21 protein-coding genes and 1 pseudogene are annotated in these 20963 nt (G+C 49.1%); 10 read left to right on the top strand and 12 right to left on the bottom strand.

The genetic code is table 11. The features are described from left to right. Positions 1 to 85 precede the first annotated feature (85 nt). Complete coding sequence (locus METMI_RS25585) at positions 86 to 1684, top strand: transglycosylase SLT domain-containing protein (RefSeq protein ID WP_019867219.1); 1599 nt, start codon at positions 86 to 88, stop codon at positions 1682 to 1684. Between the two features lie 80 nt (positions 1685 to 1764). Here METMI_RS25585 and METMI_RS0115545 read toward each other — a convergent pair whose 3' ends face one another. Then, the gene (locus METMI_RS0115545; RefSeq protein ID WP_019867218.1) at positions 1765 to 3510 is read right to left on the bottom strand and encodes a hypothetical protein; all 1746 of its coding nucleotides are present in this window, start codon (positions 3508 to 3510) and stop codon (positions 1765 to 1767) included. A gap of 418 nt (positions 3511 to 3928) precedes the next feature. On the opposite strand from METMI_RS0115545, the pseudogene METMI_RS0115535 reads away from it, so the two are divergent. Then, positions 3929 to 4990 (top strand): annotated as a pseudogene (locus tag METMI_RS0115535) (IS701 family transposase). A gap of 121 nt (positions 4991 to 5111) precedes the next feature. Here METMI_RS0115535 and METMI_RS0115530 read toward each other — a convergent pair. Continuing rightward, positions 5112 to 5504, bottom strand: a complete 393-nt coding sequence (locus METMI_RS0115530; protein WP_019867216.1) for a CBS domain-containing protein — start codon at positions 5502 to 5504, stop codon at positions 5112 to 5114. A 521-nt stretch (positions 5505 to 6025) separates the two neighbouring features. Here METMI_RS0115530 and METMI_RS24300 point away from each other — a divergent pair. From METMI_RS24300 to METMI_RS28165, 3 genes are all read left to right on the top strand, one after another. Next, positions 6026 to 6457: a helix-turn-helix domain-containing protein gene (locus METMI_RS24300; RefSeq protein WP_019864175.1), complete on the top strand. Its 432-nt coding sequence runs from the start codon at positions 6026 to 6028 to the stop codon at positions 6455 to 6457. A gap of 12 nt (positions 6458 to 6469) precedes the next feature. Then, complete coding sequence (locus METMI_RS28170; protein WP_156829872.1) at positions 6470 to 6724, top strand: transposase; 255 nt, start codon at positions 6470 to 6472, stop codon at positions 6722 to 6724. 86 nt (positions 6725 to 6810) lie between these two features. Further along, positions 6811 to 7059 carry a transposase gene (locus METMI_RS28165; RefSeq protein ID WP_156829871.1) on the top strand — a complete coding sequence of 83 codons (249 nt, stop codon included), beginning with the start codon at positions 6811 to 6813 and terminating at the stop codon, positions 7057 to 7059. Between the two features lie 210 nt (positions 7060 to 7269). Here METMI_RS28165 and METMI_RS0115510 read toward each other — a convergent pair whose 3' ends face one another. From METMI_RS0115510 to METMI_RS0115500, 3 genes are all read right to left on the bottom strand, one after another. Beyond that, entirely contained in the window at positions 7270 to 7452 is a 183-nt protein-coding gene (locus METMI_RS0115510; RefSeq protein WP_019867214.1) for a type II toxin-antitoxin system HicA family toxin, read from the bottom strand. Next, the gene (locus tag METMI_RS0115505; protein ID WP_019867213.1) at positions 7442 to 7639 is read right to left on the bottom strand and encodes a type II toxin-antitoxin system HicB family antitoxin; all 198 of its coding nucleotides are present in this window, start codon (positions 7637 to 7639) and stop codon (positions 7442 to 7444) included. The genes METMI_RS0115510 and METMI_RS0115505 overlap by 11 nt, the downstream gene beginning before the upstream one ends. A 130-nt stretch (positions 7640 to 7769) precedes the next feature. Then, positions 7770 to 8261 (bottom strand): hypothetical protein, encoded by a 492-nt coding sequence (locus METMI_RS0115500; RefSeq protein ID WP_019867212.1) that lies wholly within the window; start codon positions 8259 to 8261, stop codon positions 7770 to 7772. A gap of 44 nt (positions 8262 to 8305) precedes the next feature. On the opposite strand from METMI_RS0115500, the gene METMI_RS0115495 reads away from it, so the two are divergent. Continuing rightward, positions 8306 to 8485: a hypothetical protein gene (locus tag METMI_RS0115495; protein WP_019867211.1), complete on the top strand. Its 180-nt coding sequence runs from the start codon at positions 8306 to 8308 to the stop codon at positions 8483 to 8485. A gap of 1056 nt (positions 8486 to 9541) precedes the next feature. Beyond that, on the top strand, positions 9542 to 9943 hold the full coding sequence (locus METMI_RS26345; protein ID WP_156829870.1) for a transposase: 402 nt from the start codon (positions 9542 to 9544) through the stop codon (positions 9941 to 9943). Here METMI_RS26345 and METMI_RS24290 read toward each other — a convergent pair. Genes METMI_RS24290 through recA form a run of 4 tightly spaced genes read right to left on the bottom strand, consistent with a single transcriptional unit; the run spans position 9868 to position 15094 of the window. Then, complete coding sequence (locus tag METMI_RS24290; RefSeq protein ID WP_019867209.1) at positions 9868 to 10932, bottom strand: DUF2971 domain-containing protein; 1065 nt, start codon at positions 10930 to 10932, stop codon at positions 9868 to 9870. The genes METMI_RS26345 and METMI_RS24290 overlap by 76 nt on opposite strands. 15 nt (positions 10933 to 10947) lie before the next feature. Beyond that, positions 10948 to 13557: an alanine--tRNA ligase gene (gene alaS, locus METMI_RS0115480; RefSeq protein WP_019867208.1), complete on the bottom strand. Its 2610-nt coding sequence runs from the start codon at positions 13555 to 13557 to the stop codon at positions 10948 to 10950. A gap of 14 nt (positions 13558 to 13571) precedes the next feature. Beyond that, positions 13572 to 14045 carry a regulatory protein RecX gene (locus METMI_RS0115475; RefSeq protein WP_019867207.1) on the bottom strand — a complete coding sequence of 158 codons (474 nt, stop codon included), beginning with the start codon at positions 14043 to 14045 and terminating at the stop codon, positions 13572 to 13574. Between the two features lie 2 nt (positions 14046 to 14047). Further along, the gene (gene recA / locus METMI_RS0115470) at positions 14048 to 15094 is read right to left on the bottom strand and encodes a recombinase RecA (RefSeq protein ID WP_019867206.1); all 1047 of its coding nucleotides are present in this window, start codon (positions 15092 to 15094) and stop codon (positions 14048 to 14050) included. A gap of 213 nt (positions 15095 to 15307) precedes the next feature. Between recA and METMI_RS0115465 the strand changes: the two genes are divergently transcribed. Continuing rightward, complete coding sequence (locus tag METMI_RS0115465) at positions 15308 to 16189, top strand: carbohydrate kinase family protein (protein ID WP_019867205.1); 882 nt, start codon at positions 15308 to 15310, stop codon at positions 16187 to 16189. A 5-nt stretch (positions 16190 to 16194) separates the two neighbouring features. On the opposite strand, the gene METMI_RS0115460 is transcribed toward METMI_RS0115465, so the two are convergent. Then, positions 16195 to 16617: an HIT domain-containing protein gene (locus METMI_RS0115460; RefSeq protein ID WP_019867204.1), complete on the bottom strand. Its 423-nt coding sequence runs from the start codon at positions 16615 to 16617 to the stop codon at positions 16195 to 16197. Positions 16618 to 16799: 182 nt separating this feature from the next. Then, positions 16800 to 18080 (bottom strand): glutamate-1-semialdehyde 2,1-aminomutase, encoded by a 1281-nt coding sequence (hemL, locus tag METMI_RS0115455; RefSeq protein ID WP_019867203.1) that lies wholly within the window; start codon positions 18078 to 18080, stop codon positions 16800 to 16802. A 160-nt stretch (positions 18081 to 18240) separates the two neighbouring features. On the opposite strand from hemL, the gene cobO reads away from it, so the two are divergent. Together cobO and METMI_RS0115445 are read left to right on the top strand one after the other, a co-directional pair. After that, positions 18241 to 18777 (top strand): cob(I)yrinic acid a,c-diamide adenosyltransferase, encoded by a 537-nt coding sequence (gene cobO / locus METMI_RS0115450; RefSeq protein WP_019867202.1) that lies wholly within the window; start codon positions 18241 to 18243, stop codon positions 18775 to 18777. Positions 18778 to 18868: 91 nt separating this feature from the next. Beyond that, the gene (locus METMI_RS0115445) at positions 18869 to 19231 is read left to right on the top strand and encodes a hypothetical protein (RefSeq protein ID WP_019867201.1); all 363 of its coding nucleotides are present in this window, start codon (positions 18869 to 18871) and stop codon (positions 19229 to 19231) included. Between the two features lie 60 nt (positions 19232 to 19291). On the opposite strand, the gene METMI_RS0115440 is transcribed toward METMI_RS0115445, so the two are convergent. Then, the gene (locus tag METMI_RS0115440) at positions 19292 to 20896 is read right to left on the bottom strand and encodes a tetratricopeptide repeat protein (protein ID WP_019867200.1); all 1605 of its coding nucleotides are present in this window, start codon (positions 20894 to 20896) and stop codon (positions 19292 to 19294) included. Positions 20897 to 20963: the final 67 nt, after the last annotated feature.

Genomic DNA, 20963 nt, shown 5'->3' with positions numbered 1-20963 from the left:
AAAATAAAGCAAAACCCTTATTATTCAAATAATTAATTAACAAATAAAAGGTTATAGAATGCGACCATTCGTTTTGGTATTGAATATGTTAGTTGGTGTTTCTTTATTGACGCCCGCCAACAACGTTTCCGCAGCTTACGGAAGCATCAAGGACAGTAAAAGCCACTACCACGGAAAAAACAACGGGAAAACGACCAAGAAAATCAGGTTGCAGGATCCTGGTGATGTTTGGGAGCGCATCCGTTTAGGTATGCAAATTCCCCGTCCTAACCTGGCACAAGAATTCCCCGAACGCCTACCCATTCTGGAAAACGGCAAGCCATTAAATGCCCGCCTTACCCCTTCAGCTATCCAGGCACGGTTTCACAAACAGCCGGGGGAAATCATGAAATTGGACAAGATTAATGCCCTGATCAGTGCCGCAGCCACGCATAAGCCTGTCCCAACGCTTTCCGAAGATGATAATCCAGGCCGAATATCCATACAAAAAATCAATGTCCCCGGCAATACTATGGCCGGGCAAACACGTTACCGGACGACAATCGGTTTTCATTCGGAGCTGCGAAAACAACGCCCCAAAGCCCCTTTAGTCCCTATCATAAGCAGCCTTTCCGCTAACAAAGAGTTTACTTTTGCAAAACCAATCATGGGCAATCCGCTTTGCCTTAAACCTAAAGGGCAAAACCAAGATGATGCGGAGCCAGGGTTGCAACTGGCTGATAAATGCCCGGCAGAAAACAAATACCAACGCGTCAATAAACAGATACTTTGGTATGCCCAGCGGCCCGATTATCTGCGTCAGGTGGCCGAACGTTCCCGGCCTTACCTCTATCACATCGTCGAAAAATTAAGCAAGAACAAGCTGCCTTTGGAGTTGGCTTTACTACCTATCGTTGAAAGTGCATACCAGCCTACCGCACTATCGCCCAAAAATGCTGCCGGGCTTTGGCAATTTATCCCCAGTACCGGGAATGATTTTGATTTGGAGCAAAATGATGACTATGATGAAAGGCTTGACATCATGGCTTCCACGCAGGCCGCCGTACGCTTTCTGTCCGGACTGAAACAGCATTTCAATGGTGATTGGTTGCTCACCCTGGCCGCCTATAATTGTGGGCAAGGCGCAGTGGATGCCGCCATTAGCCGCAATATATCCGATGGCCTGCCCACCGATTTTTGGTCTTTACCCCTGCCTGAAGAAACCCAGGATTATGTCCCGCGCTTGCTGGCTTTATCGAGTATCTTTGCCAACCCTGGCAATTACCATTTGAAACTTCCCGCAGTGAGCAATGAACCCTATTTTGTTAAAGTCAAAATTGAGCATCATAACGACATCAAGCTGCTGGCAGGTAAAAATCTCTCCACCGTCGCCCAGCTTGCCAACCTAAGCATCGAGAAATTCAGCCTTCTTAACCCTGGCTTTAAAAGTGCCAGCTTGCCTACCACAGAGCCCTTAACCTTTCTTATGCCGGCGGCGAATGCTAACCAACTGCACCAAGGCTTAGCGGCACTGACGCGGATTACAACGGAAATACAGAAGAAGGAATTGCCATCTGAGGTTTTCTCAGCTTGGCTGGCAACCCCCACATTACCAAAATTCCCTACCCCGTTTTTATCCCTTGACATGGATACTAACCAAACCGCACCACGCAAAGCGAATAACAATCCGGTCAATATCTTATAGTGATTACACTCAATCATTGGGTGTTTAATTCCGTAGGCTGAAATCCCTTTCAGCCTATATTTTCCAGCAAGCAAGACCTGTTAGTCGTCAAAATTCGGGCCGTTATGGCAATCAAAACAAGTCACTTTCTGTCCGGCGGTGTAGTTCTTGGTACCAAATTCAGTGACAAACACCCTATTTGCTGCGGCTTTGGCTAAGGGTGAACCTTTCAAGTCCAGACCATGGCAAGACTGGCAGGACTTGGCATTGTGTTCATAAAAATCACCATGCCCACCATTCGCCCATTCCTTATCATTGACATTGTGCATGCCATGCGGCCCATTTAAGGTCAATGCCAAACTGCCGTTTTTATGGCAAGTTGTACATTCCATAATCGTGCCGGTATGGCCTTGTGCCTTAATCGCCGCGACATTGTCGTTGGGATGCTTGGCATCACCGGGCCAGATTGCATGGGTGCTGTTGTGGCAATTTTCGCATAAGACTCCGCCATGCCCTTTGCTGAAGCGATACAGGGTGTTGGCTTGTTCGGCAAAACGTTTGTTGGTTGCGAGCCGTGGCGATGCGGAACGGTCAACGATATCAAAGGCAAAATGTTCGCGCAGGCCATCCCCAGAAGTGCTGGCCGTTACCGGCAAATGGTTGGTTTCATCTCCTGTGTGGCAAGATTGGCAGCGTGGCAGGTCGACCCAAGGACGGCGTTTGCCACCGTCATTTTTACCATCCAAAGAGCCGCCCGTTTTAAGCGGATAATGCCCGCCCGTGGCCTGCATGTTGCCATGGCAGTTTTGGCAAGTGACATTTTCGGTCATCGCCCCGCGTAAACAACGCGTCTCACTGCCAGGATGGCATTGGTAACAACTTTGCTTGGCAGGGTTGGGGATTTTTCCACCGACCAGAACAGGTTTGTCGGGAAGTTTTACGCTATTCAACACCATTTTATTAGCATGGTTATCGTGCATCACCGCAGACATGGTCTTATGCAGCTTCTGCACTTCACTAGGCCCTGATCCGGTTAAATCCAGTGCCGGGGAATAATGGCAGGAAGCGCATAACACGGGCTTGGCGGCTTCCAATGCCGTTGTAAATTTGGCATCGTGCAGTTTTAAGACATTTTCCCGATATTGGACGCTAGGATCCGGATTGAGTGACCAAGCTATTTTCGGAAATTTGACCGGATCGGCGGCGCTGGCATTGGTGGCATGGCAATTTTTACAGGTAGTTTCATCGGAGACCGGCAAGACAATGCTGGTTGAAGCACCCGCCAGCGCCTTATGGGTAGCGGAATTGCTGGCCTGGATTTTTAACAGGGGATAAAAGTTTTTATTGCCGTTATCATCAATCGGCAAAATTGGGATGCCAGGGGCTTTAAAAACACTTGTTTCATTGACCCAAGAGAAAGATTTGTCGGCGCTGGTTTTGGCATCTTTAGGCATGGTCAAACCAAAAATACCCACGCCGTCCGCTAACTTTAGCCCGTAAGCTTGTTGATAAGACCAAAAATTGGTTTTTGGGTTGCCATATTTGTCCTTCCATGAGCTGTTAATTGAACCTAAGCGATCAGCTGTGGGGGCATAAGTCAGTTCCACCCCATTAGCGGGCGATAACACCGAAGGGCGGCCTTGCGTATCAATGCCAATCACTTGCGCCTGCACGACATTAAACGGCGGCAAAATAGTAAATGTTGAAAAATCATCATCGACGCAATGCATGCCCAAATCGTTTACCGCAAAGACTTTATATTCCTGTATCGGGGCGCTTTTCACATGGTGACTGAGCAACAGCATAAAAATCAGCAAAATAGCTGATTGGAGTTTTGATTTGACCATAAATAAAGTTCCCCTACACAATGTTTAATTTGGGCATGGCTACATGCAAATTTTATTAGTTTATTAACATTTTCTAATAATTGTTATGATAGCCTTATATCCCATAATTAATCTATGGTTAATTGTTAAATTTACGGATTTGATCGCATTTTTTCAGGGCTCCTGCCGGTGTCAATACATCGTGAAAATCAGTTGACCTTATAAAACAATAGCCAACCTGAATCCCACCAAAGGCTTGGATGATAAGTATTAGCGGTTCCCAGTTGTTAAGTCATTTGTAACGAGCCGTTAATAAAAAAGCCTTTCAGGCTTTAACAACCTGAAAGGCTTAATATTTTAGAAGTTACGCATTGACAGCCAAGTTATAATATGAATTTTAAAATTCCCCAAGCAGCCGCCACCGGAAGGCCAAACCATGATCAGGACAATCACCCGCCCCAGCACCGCCCGTTGCACCTTGCCGATGTACATCAGCTTCCTGCTGGGCGAACCCAAATACGGCAGTTGCCGCCGTCTGGGTGAGGTGATGGAGATTTCCCACGATAGCGCAACCCGCTTCCTGCAACGGGAACGCTACGAGGGCAAGGATTTGTACAACGAATCCGCGCCGCTCCTGATCCTGAAAGGCGGCACGTTGAGCGTCGACGACAGCGTGCTGGACAAGCCGTATAGCCAATACCTGGCTTTCGTCGGCTACTTCTAGTCCGGCAAGCACAAGCGTTCCGTGAAGGGCATCAGCCTGGTCACGCTGTATTACACCGACACCAACGGGCAGCACCTGCCCGTCAACTTCCGCGTCTATGATTTATGCCCCAGAGGGTACAAATCGGAAGGCAAGACCAAAAACGACTACTTCCGCGACATGCTGGAAGAAGTCCTGGCCTGGGGGCTGGAGCCCGCTTTCGTGACCGGCGACAGCTGGTACAGCGGTGCGGACAACCTGAAGCGGGTGAAAAACCACCAGCGGGGTGGGCTGTTCGCCATCGAAAGCAACCGCACCGTGTCCGTGGACAAAGGCCAGTGGACGCAGGTGCAAAAGCTCGACATCCCCGATGACGGCCTGCTGGTCTGGCTCAAGGACTTCGGCAACGTGAAACTGTTCCGGACCTGGCTGAAAGACCAGCCACGCCATTATGCGGTTTTCTTGCCCGATGACGACCAGCTCGCCGCCGTCGGCCGGAAAACCTTCACCGAACAGCACGACAAGCACTGGCATATTGAGCAGTACCACCGCGCCATAAAGCAGGTCTGCAACATCGAACATTTCCAGGTGCGCAGCAAGAACGCCATCCGAAACCACCTGTTCGCCGCCCTATGCGGCTATGTCCAACTCCAGAAACTCAGTGCCATGTCCTTGATAGATAACTGTTATAGCGTCCAGCGTAACCTGTTCAACGGGGTCATTGCAGGGTTCATTGGTCGACTAATGCCTACCATGAGCCACTTGAACCCAGATTTTCAGGCTGTCGTCAATGCGTAACTTCTATATTTATAAGACAAGCAATAATTCAATTACCTGCGTTGGACTACCGGGTTGCAGCATCATTGCCTACGGGGCCGGACGGACACCTTGTGCTTCCAGTTGTTTTTGGGATTACGGCTTAAATGTCAACCAACGCCCTTAGCACGTCAACACGGCTAATTACGCCAACGAACTCACCCTCTTCAAATACCGGAAAGCTTCTGACCGAAGATTTATCTAATTTTTCAGCCAGATCTACGATACTGGATTTGGCATCGACACTGATGGTTTCAGTGCTCATGTATTCGCCCACTTTGCCCGACATGCCCTGGTTGTAAACACTTTCCAAAAAAACCCTCATGCCATCTTTTTCAGAAAACATACCGACCAATTGGCCTTTGGAATCAATGACCGGAGCGGAAGTCACTTTATGGTCCAGTAATTTTTTGATGGCATCAATCACATTGGTGTCTTTAGTCAACGTGACCAATCTTTTAGTCATAAAATCTGATACAGTTATTTTTGCCAGCATAATAAATTCCTCATTGTTTTTATTAGTTGCTTTATTAAATATCCTCCCTGATTAAATTTAGCTGCTTCTGCTTATTTCTTTTGGAACCCATGCCAACACATAAGTCCCAACGCGAAATTTCTAATTCTTCCGATATTATTTTTAGTTTTTATTTACGGTGCCAAACACAACAGCTGCCGTCACAGCAAGAATACACCCACCAGACCAAGTTCCGCAAATGGTGCGATGTTATCCATACAATCACTTCCGTCGCCAGATAATAACCCTCTAAACCCTCAATGCCGTTTTCAATGATTTCTTACAGAGAATCGGCTTTAGAACGCCCTGTTTGCATCACTAAAAAGCCAAGCCGTCGTTCTATTTCTGGGTTTAATTTGGATGGACATGGTAAAAAGTCTTAGATTTGGCAAGTAACCATCCCGTTAATTTGTAGGTTGGGGTGAGGAACGAACCCCAACATTGTAAGTAATTTGACATAAGTTAAAGGGTATAAAATATAAGCTTTTTGAGCCACCGCCCCCATGCCACGTTTAAAATTTGTCCGGCCACTCAGCGACACAGACAAGCAAGAGTTGGATGCGCTTTACAAGACCCACCCAAACTTTAAGGTGCGAAGACGCGCCCACGCCTTGTTGCTGAGCGGCAGCGGGCATACGATAAACCAGCTACAAGCCATTTTCCAGGTTGACCGTGACCCTATCAGCCAGTGGATCAACCGCTTCAACGCGCAAGGTGTCGGCGGGCTTGGGGATTTACCGCGCTCCGGGCGTCCACCGATTTACACGCCCGAAGAAATCGCACTGTTCCGGGCCCAATTGGACGAAGAACCGCGCCAAATCAAGCAGGCCCAAGCCCTTCTGGAGGCCCGGACCCGGAAAAAGTCGGCGACCGGGACGTTAAGGCGCATTTTAAAAAAACCGGTTATTCATGGCGGCGGTGCAGGCGCTCCGTAAAAAGCAGGCGTTGTGCCGAGGGCTTTGCCAAGGCCAAGGACATCCAAACCGCCCCCTGAAAAATGGGACGATGAAGACAAAATCAGCCTGTTCTATTTTGACGAATCCGGCTTCAGCACCGCGTCCTCCGTGCCTTACGCCTGGCAACCCAAAGGCCGGACGTTGGAAATCCCCTGTTTCCATAGCCAGCGCCTCAATGTCCTGGGGTTTGTTTCCCGGGACAGCCGGTCTTTTTTTCCCACCGTTGAAGGGGAGCGTCAAAACTGAACAGGTGGCCGGGGGCCTTCGACCTGTTTGCCGCCACACTATGGCGACGGCTACGCCGTCCATAAAAAAACCGTGCGTCGTCATTATTGACAACGCTTCCATGCACACCAGCCGCGCCTTTTTGGCACGCCGCGACGACTGGATGGCGCAAGGGTGTCGTGTTGCATTATCTGCCGCCCTATAGCCCTGAGCTTAACCTGATCGAAATCGTCTGGCGCAAGATCAAGTATGAATGGCTGCCCCTATCGTGCTATGCCAGTTACGGGACATTGAAACAGGCCGTATTGGACATCCTTTCAAAATTCGGCGATGAATACCGGGTTACTTTTGTGTAATTACTTAGGCAATCAAATATTGTTGGTTCCTTACGTCACCCCAACCTAGAGGCTGTATGCAGCGATAGCGGAGTTGGAAATAATAAAAGCCCGATAACGTTACTTATGAAGCCGTAGGGTGGGCAAGGCTTTTCTGCCCACCATTGTCGGCATAATCGGTGGGCAAAAAAGCACTGCCCACCCTACCTGGCTTTATGTCAAGCCGCCCAATTAAGCATCTAAACCCAGTTGCTTTTTAATATGCTTTACCAGCAAATCATCAATTTCATTATGGCGAGGAACAGGCTGTTTTTTACCATTCTTCAAATTAACGTAAATATCGTGCCTGCCGCCATTGCGATGCAATACGCAATCGTGTTGCTGCAACCAACGAATAAATTCGCTACGCTTCACACACGATTTCCTTTATTTGATATTGCGGCGGTAAATCATCAAATACCATCATTTGGTAAGCATCCATAATATTGGCTTCCAGTTCCTCTAAGGTTTCACCCTGCGTCATAATCTCAGGGTGTTCCATGAGCTTTCCCAACCAAAACTGGTCTGATTTCCAGTAGATCAAGTGGAATTTATTAGACATAATTGCTACCTCATTTGATTTTGAAAATGTATTTCAATCGGTATTTGCGTCATTCATTGTTTCCCACCCTACCTGACTTGTTGAATTTGGAAAACTCCGTAATCCGCTTTGCTCCTTACGGGCTACCTTGCTACAAGCCTTTAAATTTAAGAAAACTCAATTCTTTAGATTCTATTTGCCCGTTGTAACTAGAATAATAGGATTGATAGAACTTAAAATTATTGCGATTGTTGGTACGACATTTAGATTCTATTATTTTGATAATCTCTAATTTATCTTGCTCTGACGTGTTGATTCCAAAAATAATGCCTTCTAAATCGTTGAAGTCGTATTTCAATTTGCGTTCTGATGAATCTAGATCACTGGTCATACCAGTAAGGATTAATCTATATTCTTTTTCATAATCCCAATCTTGGTTTTTTACTGTGATTGAATTAATAAATTTAACCCAATATTGGTTTCTCCATTCAGATACATTATCAAAAACATCGTCGTGGCAGGAGCTTATCTGCCCATTTTCAGAAACATACCAATTGGCATTCAGAACGGGAATTGGCAATTGGAATGACCTAAAAAAGTCAATTTCAGGATGTTTTTTATCGTATTGTAAGTAATTTGACATAAGTTTTATGGTATAAAATATAAGCTTTTTGAGCCACCACCACCATGCCACGTTTAAAATTTGTCCGGCCACTCAGCGACACAGACAAGCAAGAGTTGGATGCGCTTTACAAGACCCACCCAAACTTTAAGGTGCGAAGACGCGCCCACGCCTTGTTGGCTGAGCGGCAGCGGCATTACGATAACAGCTCAGTCAGTGATGCCATCAGCATGTCAACCGCTTAGGCAAGTTCGCGCTGTTACCGCCCGTCCATTTACCAGACACTGTGGACAGTTCAGAACCCGCGATCAGCAGCCAAGTCTGACGACCGAGTCGCGACGACTTGGGGCAGTTTACGTTACATGCGCGTGAGCGTCCGAACAGCAGTTGCCAGCTTGCCAAGCAAGGCATAAACCGTCTGAACTATGTGCCGTGAGACATCAGCCGCCATTTTGCGACATCGGTTCAGACACGTCTCCGATGCCTTACGGCCTGGCAACCCAAAGGGCCGGATGTTGAATCCCTGTTTCCATAGCAGCGCCTCAATGTCCTGGGGTTTGTTTCCCGCGGACAAGCCAGGTCTTTTTTCGCACACCGTGAAGGAGCGTCAAAGACCTGACAAGCGTGGCCAGGGCCTTCGACCTGTTGCCGCGACCACTATGGCGACGGCTACGCGGTCCATAAAGAAACCGTGTCCACAGTCCCGCTCATTAAATTGAGCAACTGTCTTACCACTCGTACAACCTAAGGCAAGCCTTATTTGGCAACGACCGCCGTACAGAAACTGGATGCTCGCAACAAGTGTGATTGGCATAGCTCTAGACCTGTCCCCTATTAGCCCTGGAGCTACAATATCACCTACACTCGCACACTACGGGAGCACACAGCATATCAAGTAAACCTCGCAAGCGACTGGACCCACCCTAATCCGTATAGCGCAAAACCGTCATGCCACGCTCTCATCCGCGGCACCACTATGACACCCCAGGCCCGACCACCGAGGTGGATCGACGAGGCGCCAAGTTCAGCGAGCGCGCTGGAGGCCGACGGACATCACAGCGGTGTAACGCACACGGGCTACCGCTCCGTGTTGGCAGTCGCGGGTGTCAAGCAGCGCCTTGAAAAGCCAGCTATTGAGGGCTTCACCAACACGGTCCAACCGGGCTCGACAAATTCCGATGTCCGACGGAAAAATCACCTGTTGACGAATCCGGCTTCAGCACCACGTCCTCCGTGCCTTACGCCTGGCAACCCCAAAGGCCAGACGTTGGAAATCCCCTGTTTCCATAGCCAGCGCCTCAATGTCCTGGGGTTTGTTTCCCGGGACAGCCGGTCTTTTTTTCCACACCGTTGAAGGGAGCGTCAAAACTGAACAGGTGGCCGGGGCCTTCGACCTGTTTGCCGCACACTATGGCGACGGCTACGCCGTCCATAAAAAACCGTGCGTCGTCATTATTGACAACGCTTCCATGCACACCAGCCGCGCCTTTTTGGCACGCCGCGACGACTGGATGGCGCAAGGTGTCGTGTTGCATTATCTGCCGCCCTATAGCCCTGAGCTTAACCTGATCGAAATCGTCTGGCGCAAGATCAAGTATGAATGGCTGCCCCTATCGTGCTATGCCAGTTACGGGACATTGAAACAGGCCGTATTGGACATCCTTTCAAAATTCGGCGATGAATACCGGGTTACTTTTGTGTAATTACTTATTTTATAAAATAAATTATCATGGCAATGCGTGGTTGGTTTCGTTTCCCTTCCATCCCAATTTAAAGTTTGTGAAAGCCTGATAAAAAACTTTTCATCAATTGAGTTTATTTTAAATTTCAAACAAACTCCCTTGTGTTTATCTGCATAATGAGACCACATTGAAGGATTATGGTCATTCTCCATAAAACAAGCGACATACCAATTTGGATAAGTGAGCTTTTCTAGTTCTTTAACATATGCTTTCGGAAACCAAGAAAAAAATTGCATTTCATTGTTTTTTATATTGTCATGATTGAATTGAGTTATAAGACCGATCTCCCCAAGTATCATCCCCGAAAAAGTGAAAAATTTCTCTGCCCAATCCTCTGCATTTGAATGATTTTCCTCAATGATATTTATCTGTGATAAGCCATCCAGATTAATCGCTTCTAACTCATATCCATTCAAAACATTTTTTATGCCGGCATATTTTTCATAAGCAGAAAAAATCGCATTAAGCGCATGTAAATGTAAACTTTGCAAATAAATAGACAGTTCATTTTTTCGTATAGGTTTTATCCGAGAAGCCAAAAATTTTGGAAAATCTGCAATTTCCTGACTAGAGAAAAAAAGGTTGCAGATTTCTTTATATATATCGATCTGATTTGAGTTTTCAAAACATTCTTTAGTTTTGAAAATATTAATTTTAGACTCGCTGAGCTGAAATTTTTGATCCTTAGAAGAATTCGAGATAAGAAAAAGGACAAAAAAATCATCTAAACATAACAAATAATGTTTCAGAAGATTTGCCCATACAACTTGATCGCCACACCAGATCATATCTTTAAACCCTTCCATAGGATCGTTGAGTTGATCTGGAGATGCAAAATATATTTCTTGGTTCTCTAGCTCTTTGAATTTAAATAAAGAATTAATTGTTCGAAATCTATATAAATGCTTCATCTTAGAAATATCGCGGGTTGAGCCAAGCGGTGTGTGCATCGCATACCCTAAAATTTAAGCTAATTTCTCCTGCACCCAACCCAAAACCCCACCCAAAGCCGCACTCAAGCCACTAGGATCATTCCCGCCAGCCATTGCCATATCCGGCCTGCCGCCGCCTTTGCCGCCAACTTGTTGGGCGACAAAATTGACTAAATCGCCTGCTTTCACTTGCCCCATCCGGTCTTTACTCACACCTGCAACCAAGCTGACTTTGTCGCCTTCGACGACTGCCAACACCACCACCGCGCTGCCAAGTTTGTTTTTCAATTGGTCGGCGAGGTCGCGTAGGGCTTTGGCTTCTATGCCTTCGAGTTTGACCGCCAAAACTTTCGTGCCAGCGACTTCGACGGCTTGATTGACTAGATCATCACCTTGCGAGCTTGCGAGCTTGGCGTTGAGGCGTTCGAGTTGTTTTTCCAAGTCACGGCTTTTTGCCAGTAACTGTTCGACTTTTTCTGCGGCTTTGTCGGGTGCGCTTTTCAGCAATCCGGCGATGGTGTTCAGCACCTGTTCGCGCTCACCTAGCCATGCCATGCAACCCGCGCCAGTGACGGCTTCGATACGGCGCACACCTGCGGCTACGCCCGTCTCGCTGATGATTTTAAAGCAGCCGATGTCGCCTGCGCGTTCAACGTGCGTACCGCCGCAGAGTTCGGTAGAGAATGCGCCGATTTTTAATACCCGCACTTCATCGCCGTATTTTTCGCCGAACAAAGCCATTGCGCCTGCTTTGACCGCGTCGTCTTTTGCCATAATTTCGGCGGAAACGGGCTGGTTCAAGCGGATTTGTTCGTTGACCAGTTTTTCTAAAACGCTGATTTGTTCCGGTGTGACGGGTTCAAAATGTGAAAAGTCGAAACGCAGACGTTCAGGATTGACCAGCGAGCCTTTTTGCGCAACGTGGTCGCCCAAGGTTTGGCGCAAGGCGGCGTGTAATAAATGGGTGGCGGAATGGTTCAGTTCGGTGGCTTTGCGCTCTTCGGCACTGACTTTGGCATTGCACAAATCCCCGACTTTCAACTCGCCGGAAACGACTTTGCCTTTGTGCAGGAACAACGTGCCGCCTTGTTTTTGGGTGTCGGCTACCGCAAACACGCCCCCGTCGGTTTTGAGTTCGCCACAGTCACCGACTTGTCCGCCGGATTCGCCGTAGAATGGGGTCTTGTCCAAGACCACCACGCCTTCGTCGCCTTCATCCAAGGTATCAACGGGCTGGCCTAGTTTAAACAAACCGACAATATGCACTTCGTCATCCAAGTTGTCGTAGCCTGTGAATTCGGTTTGGCTGTCGAGTTTGATGTCTTGGTCGTAATCCGCCCCGAAACTGCTGGCGGAACGGGCGCGGTCGCGTTGTGCCGCCATTTCTTTATCAAAGCCGTCATAATCGACGCTCAAATTGTGTTCACGGGCAAAATCGGCAGTCAAATCGACGGGAAAACCGTAAGTGTCGTACAGTTGGAACACGGTTTCGCCGGGAATGATCGTGCCTTCCAACTTGGCGACACAGGCTTCGAGGATTTTCATACCCTGCCCTAAGGTTTCCGCAAAGCGTTCTTCTTCTTTTTTCAGAATGCGCTCGACTTGCTCTTGTGCAGCGGCAAGTTCAGGATACGCCGCGCCCATTTCTGCAACTAAAGGCGCGACCAGTTTGTAGAAGAAAATATCGAGAATGCCTAAACGGTAGCCATGACGGATGGCGCGACGAATAATGCGGCGCAAGACATAGCCACGACCTTCGTTGGATGGCATCACACCATCGGCAACCAAAAACGCGCAAGAGCGGATATGGTCGGCGATGACGCGCAAGGAGCTGTTGGTCAAATCATCGGTTTTCGCCAACACTGCGGCGGCAGTCAGCAACTTTTGGAACAAGTCGATTTCGTAATTGCTATGCACACCTTGGGCGACGGCGGCGAGGCGTTCCAAGCCCATGCCTGTATCTACTGAAGGTTTTGGCAGAGGTGTCATCGTACCATCGGCGGAACGGTCATACTGCATGAACACCAAGTTCCAAATTTCGATATAGCGGTCGCCGTCTTCATCTGGACTGCCTGGCGGGCCGCCGCTTATATGTTCGCCGTGGTCGTAGAAAATTTCGGTACATGGGCCGCAGGGGCCGACATCGCCCATAGACCAGAAATTGTCTTTCGTGGCGATACGTGAGAAGCGGTTCGGGTCAACGCCGATTTCATTCAACCATATCGCTTCGGCTTCGTGGTCTTCCGCGTATACCGTGACCCACAGTTTTTCGGCGGGGATTTCCATTGCTTTGGTCAGAAATTCCCACGCATATTCAATGGCTTCTTTTTTGAAATAATCACCAAAACTGAAATTGCCGAGCATTTCAAAAAACGTGTGGTGCCTCGCGGTGTAGCCGACGTTTTCCAAATCATTATGTTTGCCGCCTGCGCGTACGCAACGTTGGCTAGTCGCGGCAGTGGTGAAGGGTTTGTGTTCACGGCCTAAAAATACGTCCTTAAACTGCACCATACCTGCGTTGGTGAACAGCAAAGTCGGGTCATTGCCTGGCACTAGCGAGCTGGATGGCTGAATGCTGTGTCCACGTTGACGGAAAAAGTCCAGGAAGGCGGCGCGTAAAGCAGCGCTAGTCATTTTTTTCATGATAGTAGTGTGGTCTAAAACTTAGGGAAACGGATGGCTAAATGGGTGAACAACGCGCTGACCATATCGGCTGGGAAACCGCGTTGCATTAAAAATCGGCTACGTTTTGCCCATTCTTGGCGGCTTAACCGCCGATCATGGGTGTATTTTTTATGGTATACCTGCTCCAGCACGTCTAGCCAACTGTCGGCAACACTGTGCAGGAGCGGTTGGATGGTGTCGATTTGGACACCGTTCTGGCTGAGTTCGTACTGCACGGCAATCGGCCCATAACCTTTTTGGATGCGTTGCCGTGCGTAGCTCTCGGCGTAACGGGCATCATCTTGCCAGCCTTTGTCGGTCAATTCATCCAGCACGGGCAGAACATCGCTCTTTTGGAAACCTTTCAGCGAACATTTGTTGAGCAATTCTTTGCGGCTGTATTCGCGCCTAGCCAGCAACCGTAAGCAATACGCTTTGATGGTTTTGGTGGTTTCCTCTGCCGGCATTGTTACTCGTCGTCAACAAACGGCTCTTCGGCCAGCTCTTCTTCAAGCACTGGAATCGGTTTGGAAAACGCTTCCGCACGGATTTTTTGTTCGATTTCCAAGGCTTTTTCAGGGTGTTCTTTCAGGTATTGTTTGGCATTGTCTTTGCCTTGACCGATTTTTTCATTGCCGTAAGCGTACCAAGAACCGGATTTTTGGATGAAGCCGTATTTCACGCCCAAATCCACCAATTCGCCAACAAAGGAAATGCCTTCGCCGTATAAAATTTCAAACTCCGCTTCTTTAAACGGTGGCGAAACTTTATTTTTGACGACTTTCACACGGGTTTCGTTACCGATAATGTCATCGCCTTTTTTAATCGAACCGATGCGGCGGATGTCCAAACGGACGGAAGCGTAAAACTTTAACGCATTACCGCCAGTGGTGGTTTCTGGGCTACCAAACATCACGCCGATTTTCATACGGATTTGGTTGATGAAAATCACCAATGTGTTGGCGCGTTTGATATTGGCGGTGAGTTTACGCAAGGCTTGCGACATCAAGCGAGCTTGCAAACCCATGTGCGAATCGCCCATATCGCCTTCGATTTCAGCTTTTGGGGTCAAGGCCGCAACCGAGTCGATGACGACAATGTCCACCGCGCCGGAGCGCACCAGCATATCGGTGATTTCTAAAGCTTGTTCGCCTGTGTCAGGCTGGGAAACCAGCAAATCATCAACGTTAACGCCAAGCTTTTCGGCATAACCCGGGTCTAGCGCGTGTTCGGCATCGACAAACGCCGCTGTGCCGCCGAGTTTTTGGATTTCCGCAATCACTTGCAGGGTCAGCGTGGTTTTACCGGAAGATTCCGGGCCGTAAATTTCCACCACCCGACCGCGTGGCAAACCACCGCAGCCTAGGGCGATGTCCAATCCCAATGAGCCCGTAGAAACCACTTCTATATCACGTGAAGCCGCGACATCGCCCATGCGCATGACCGAACCTTTACCAAATTGTTTTTCAATTTGCATCAAAGCCGCGCCGAGTGCTTTCTTTTTGTTCTCATCCATTATTAATGCCCTTATGTGTGCGTTAGACCCGCAAGAAACGGGGAGTGTGACTAAAGAAATACCGCAAAATCAAAGCCGTTTATTATTACATAGCGATAGGGCTTCGGGTAGTGCTGATTTGCGCTAACTAGCCTGCTTGGCGGACACCATTACGCCTGTACAATCGCAATCAATATCAGTAGATTTAAGCCATTTGCATAGCGAGGAAATACCATGACCCCACAAACCATTGCCATTATCGGCGAGGTGTTGTTTGACCAATTCCCGGACGGGCAACAAATTTTGGGCGGCGCACCGTTTAACGTCGCTTGGCATTTGCAGGCCTTTGGCCAACAGCCTTGTTTTATCAGCCGAGTGGGCGCTGATGAATTGGGCGATAAAATCCGCACTGGGATGATGGCTTGGGGTATGGGCACCGAGAATTTGCAAACCGATTGGGAACACCCGACAGGCGTGGTGCAAATCACGGTCAACGATGGCGAACCCGCCTACCAGATTCTCGACCATCAGGCTTACGATTACCTTGCCGAACCGGGTCAAGCCGCTGGGTCAACGGGTGTCATTTATCATGGGACGCTGGCGTTGCGGAATCCAACCTCGACGCAAACCTTGCGCAAATTGCTGGCACAGCATTCTGGGAGAGTGTTTGTCGATGTCAATTTACGCGCACCATGGTGGCAAGCCAAAACCGTTACAGAATGGCTACAAACTGCCGATTGGGTCAAACTCAATGACGATGAATTGCGCCAACTTGCCGAAACCAAAGCTACGCTAAAAGAGACTTTGCAAGGTTTTTTGGATACGTATCAATTAACGGGGTTGATTGTCACGCGGGGTGAATTGGGCGCGGTGGCGTTGACGGATAACGGTGAATATGTGGAAGTCACCCCCAACGCGCTTGCCGAGGTGGTTGATACCGTCGGTGCGGGCGATGCTTTTGCCAGCGTCTTATTATTGGGTTTACAGCATCATTGGCCTTTGACCTTGACCTTACGCAGGGCGCAAGATTTTGCCTCGGCACTGGTGACACAAAAAGGCGCGACCGTGCAGGATATGGATTTTTATTTGCCGTTTATTGCGCAATGGCAGTTATAAGCAAACTACCATTGCAGTGTTGCCAACGCATTTCTGACTTGCGCGAGTTGACCTGCGATTTCTGCATCACCGTAAGGTATCGCGGCAAATTTCCCCCATACAGGCGCGGGCCAGGCCCTATCGGTTTGATAACGGACAATATGGTGGATATGCAACTGCGGGACCAGATTACCGATAGCGGCGATATTCATTTTGTCGGCTTGATAAAGCACCGCCAATTGTTCAGCCAAATAGCTCGATTCTTCCATGAATACCTGTTGCTGCGCTTTGCCTAGCTCGTAAAGCTCGCGCAAACCGTCCACTTGCGGTACGAGGATGAACCAAGGGTATTGGCTATCGTTCATCAGCAACAATTGGCAAAGTTCAAAACGGCCTACAGGGATACAGTCTGCCTGTAGGCGTGGGTGGAGTTGGAAGGAGGGTGTCATAGGTGTTTGAATTGATGGATTTGTCCACGAAAGACACGAAAAGCACGAAAAGCACGAAAAATTTACTTCATTAAGTTAACTGTTCTTTCAATTGCCTTGCTATTCTGAAAATAGCCATATTTTCGTGTCTTTCGTGCTTTTCGTGGACAATAAATCATTAAATTTTCTAGTTTAACGAGGGCTTACAACTGCTTAAACACCTCAGCCGCTTTGCTGATAGTCGCATCCAAATCCGCGTCACTATGCGCCATCGACACAAACCCCGCTTCAAACGCCGACGGGGCCAGATACACGCCTTGTTCCAACATGGCGTGGAAAAAGTGCTTAAACCGTTCCTGGTTGCATTGCATGACTTCGGCAAAAGTGGCGATTTGGTCGGCGGCGCTGAAAAACAGGCCGAACATGCCGCCGACGCTGTTGGTGGTGAAAGGGATTCCGGCGTGTTGGGCGGCGGTTTCCAGCCCCGCCGTCAGGCGTTCCGTCTTTGCCGTCAAGGTTTCATAAAAACCGGGTTGGCTGATCAGTTCCAACGTTTTCAAGCCAGCCGCCATCGCCACCGGATTGCCGGACAAAGTCCCCGCCTGATACACCGGCCCCAAAGGCGCGAGCCGTTCCATAATTTCCCGTTTGCCGCCAAACGCACCGACCGGCATACCGCCGCCGATGACTTTGCCTAGCGTGGTCAGGTCGGGCGTGATGTTGTAATAGCCTTGCGCCCCTTGCAGGCCAACCCGGAAGCCGGTCATCACTTCATCAAAAATCAATACGCTTTGGTAATCGTCACAAACTTGCCGTAAAGTCTCCAAAAAGCCAGATGCGGGCGGGATGCAGTTCATATTCCCCGCCACGGGTTCGACGATGATGCAGGCGATGTCTGCACCGCATTCGGCAAACAGTTTTTCCACCGCCTCGCTATCATTGTAAGGTAAGGTCAAGGTATGTGCCGCCACCGACGCGGGCACACCAGGGGAACTGGGCACGCCAAAGGTCAACGCGCCGGAACCGGCTTTGACCAACAGACTATCGGCATGGCCATGGTAACAGCCTGCAAATTTGACAATTTTGTCGCGCCCCGTGTAGCCCCGCGCCAAGCGGATTGCGCTCATGGTCGCTTCCGTGCCGGAACTGACCATGCGCACCAAGTCCATGGACGGCAATAATTGGCAGACTTTTTCCGCCATCAACGTTTCAATTTCCGTGGGTGCGCCAAAGCTCAGGCCTTTTTCAGCCGCCGATTTGACCGCCGCAATGACCTCAGGATGGGCGTGGCCCAACACCATAGGCCCCCATGAACCGACATAATCAATGTACTGCTTGCCTTCGGCATCAAAAATATAAGCGCCGCAGGCATGGTCAATAAACACAGGCGTACCGCCAACACCGCTAAAGGAGCGCACGGGCGAATTGACGCCGCCTGGAATGACTTGTTTGGCATTGGAAAATAATAAACTGGCATCAGTCATGGATTAATCAAGGGTCAAGGGGTTATACACATCCACGAAGCTCAGAAACAAACTGTCGTGGCTACGGAAAATCTACATCAATACAGGATAAGGCAACTTTACCATGATTGAAAGTACCCGATGCGTTAAAATGGCGGGACTTGTATTTAAGGGAACGATGATGAAAACCAGAGAAAGGCGGCAGGGATTGGTGGTGGTCAACACGGGCGACGGCAAAGGCAAATCGTCCAGTGCCCTAGGGATGGTCTTCCGTGCGGCGGGCTGGGGCATGAAAATTTGCGTCATCCAATACATCAAAGGCCAATGGCAAACGGGCGAACAAAAAGCCGCCGCCCGTTTTGACAATATCGAATGGCACGCGCTGGGTGATGGCTTTACGTGGGACACCAAAAACCCCGAACAAGACATCAAAACCAGCCGCGAAATTTGGGAACTCAGCAAACAAAAAATCTTGTCGCAAGAATTTGATGTGGTCTTGCTGGATGAAATCAATTATTGCTGCGGTTATAACTGGATTTCCGGGCAAGAAATCGCCGATTTCATCCGTGACCACAAGGCCCCGTGGATGCATGTGATACTGACCGGACGCAACGCCGCGCCGGAAGTGATCGCCATTGCCCACACGGTCACCGAAATGGTCATGGTAAAACATGCCTACGAACAAGGCATTAAAGCCGAGCAAGGGATTGAATTTTAGAATTATCCGGCATAAACCGGGGTTTATGCCACTCCACGTCGGTAACACGGCACCACAGCTCCAACTAAAAAAACCATGAGGGGAAACAACCATGTCTGAAACAATGAAAATCATACTGGCGGTCGTTGCGGTATTTGCAAGCGGATTTATTATGGTCGGCACCAATAAGCAACAATCCAAAGAAGAAATGGAAGCGGCGTCCATGATCAGGAATTACGTCGCCATCCAAACGATGGCAAACCAAAAATGTCCTGTGGAAGTCAAAAAAGCCACGGGCGAACAAGTGTTTTTCCCGTCAGAAACAGTCAGTGATAAAGAGAGTTATATCACTCTGAAATGGGTGGGCGAGAACAGTAAAACCGGCGGTTTCAAAAACGCCAGCTGCACCTTAAAAGCGGCTTTGGGGGGGATTTCCGAGTTGGTGATTGACGACAAGGTCATCATTAAAAAATAAGCTCTTCCGATAGGCCGGAATCCCGCCCTTATCAGCGGCGGGATCCCGGTCTGGTGGCCACTAAACCGGCCCAGGCTTAACATCAAACGCCACGCACACGCGTTCGAGGCCAGCATGGAATGGGAGGGTGCGGTGGAATAAAGACGAGGGGAACAGCACCAGGTCACCTATTTTCAAATCGACAATTTGGCTAGGAAACCCGTCATGCAAGCGGGGATAACCGTCGCCATCCAGGCCGTATTCAAAGCTGCCTTCATGGCGGCCATTTTCAGGCGGCAATTGCAAATAAACACAGCCGCTAATCCAACCTTCTTCGTGCATGTGCGAGGTCAAGTATCCGCCTTGTTTCATACGCAAATACCATGAACTGGCAAAGCTTATCCCTTTAGGGAAGCCCCTTATCAACTCATCCGTGCCGCCCCTAAAGCATTTTTGGTAGCCCTTGATTTTGTTACAGATAAGCGTGGCGAGTTTTTGAAATGAGGGTTCCGGGCGTTGCAGCAAATTTCCTGCGGATTGGATGCCGAAATACAGGCGTCCTTGTTTGCGTTCCGCGATTGCGAGATTTTGGATGTCGTGCAATAAACGGTCGAGCAAGGGATTTTCAGGGGCGGACAATTCCTCTATCCGGGTATGTTGCACATAACCCATAGGGTCTTTGCAGAAGCGGTAAGGGTTTTCTTGCTGAAAATTAACCGCATAATGCGTGGATAATGTGCCAAGCAAAACTGACGCATGCCGCCTGTTTGCGGTGAAGCGCTCAAATTTGGCTTTAAACGCTTCGAATTGGCGGGTTTTATATAAACATTGCAAGGCCCGTTCTGGCGCATCGGCAAAACGTGACGCTTCAAAATACGGGATTGCCTCCGTCAACTGCCCGTTAAGGCAAAAAAATTCCGCCAAATTGTAATGGGCGCGGCCATGGTCAAATTGGGCGTTTATCGCGGTTTTATAGCAATGCACGGCTTCTGCCATGTCACCCCGATCACGTAATACCTCACCTAAATTATTCCACGCGTCGGCAAAATGCGGGTCAAGTTTGACTGCGCTACGGAAGGAGCGGATCGCTTCTTCGTGTTCGCCTTGCCCATATAAGGTAGTGCCCAAATTGAAATGCCCACGGGCATCGGGACGCAAAACCAACGCCTTGCGGTAACATTGTTCGGCGGCCTCGAGCTGGCCGCGTTGTTGCAGAACCGTCCCCAGATTACCCAAGGCTTCAAAAAAACCCGGTTCAATGGCGACCGCTTGTTGGTAATGGTGGGCGGCTTCTTGCAACAGACCCTGTGCTTGCAACAAGGCGCCCAAATTGAACTGCGCCAAGGCCAGTTGGGGTTTGATTTGCAAAGCTTTACGGTAACTGGCGATAGCCGCTTTAGGGTCATTTAGCTGGCTTAATATCGTCGCGAGATTGCAATGGATTTCGGCGACGCGCGGGTCGATAGCCAATAATTTGCGGAAGCTGGAGGCGGCTTCGCCCAGTTTGCCTTGGCCTTGCTGGCAAAGCCCAAGCAGATTGTATATGGCGATGGACTTAGGATATTTTTGCAGCATCGCCAGCGCGGTGGTTTCGGCCTGCACAAGGCGGCCGCTTTCATAAAGCTGATGCAGATGTTGCAATTCCGCTGGATGCGGTTGTGCGGCTGGTTTCGGTGGCGTTTTCATCACAATCGCTCGGATCGTAGGGATGAAAAATTTTAGCGCAAGCCGCCCATGATGTCAGTTTCCAATC

Origin of the sequence: Methylovulum miyakonense HT12 (genome assembly GCF_000384075.1) — a bacterium.
Lineage (GTDB): Bacteria > Pseudomonadota > Gammaproteobacteria > Methylococcales > Methylomonadaceae > Methylovulum > Methylovulum miyakonense.
This window is presented reverse-complemented; position numbering and strand designations above follow the sequence as displayed.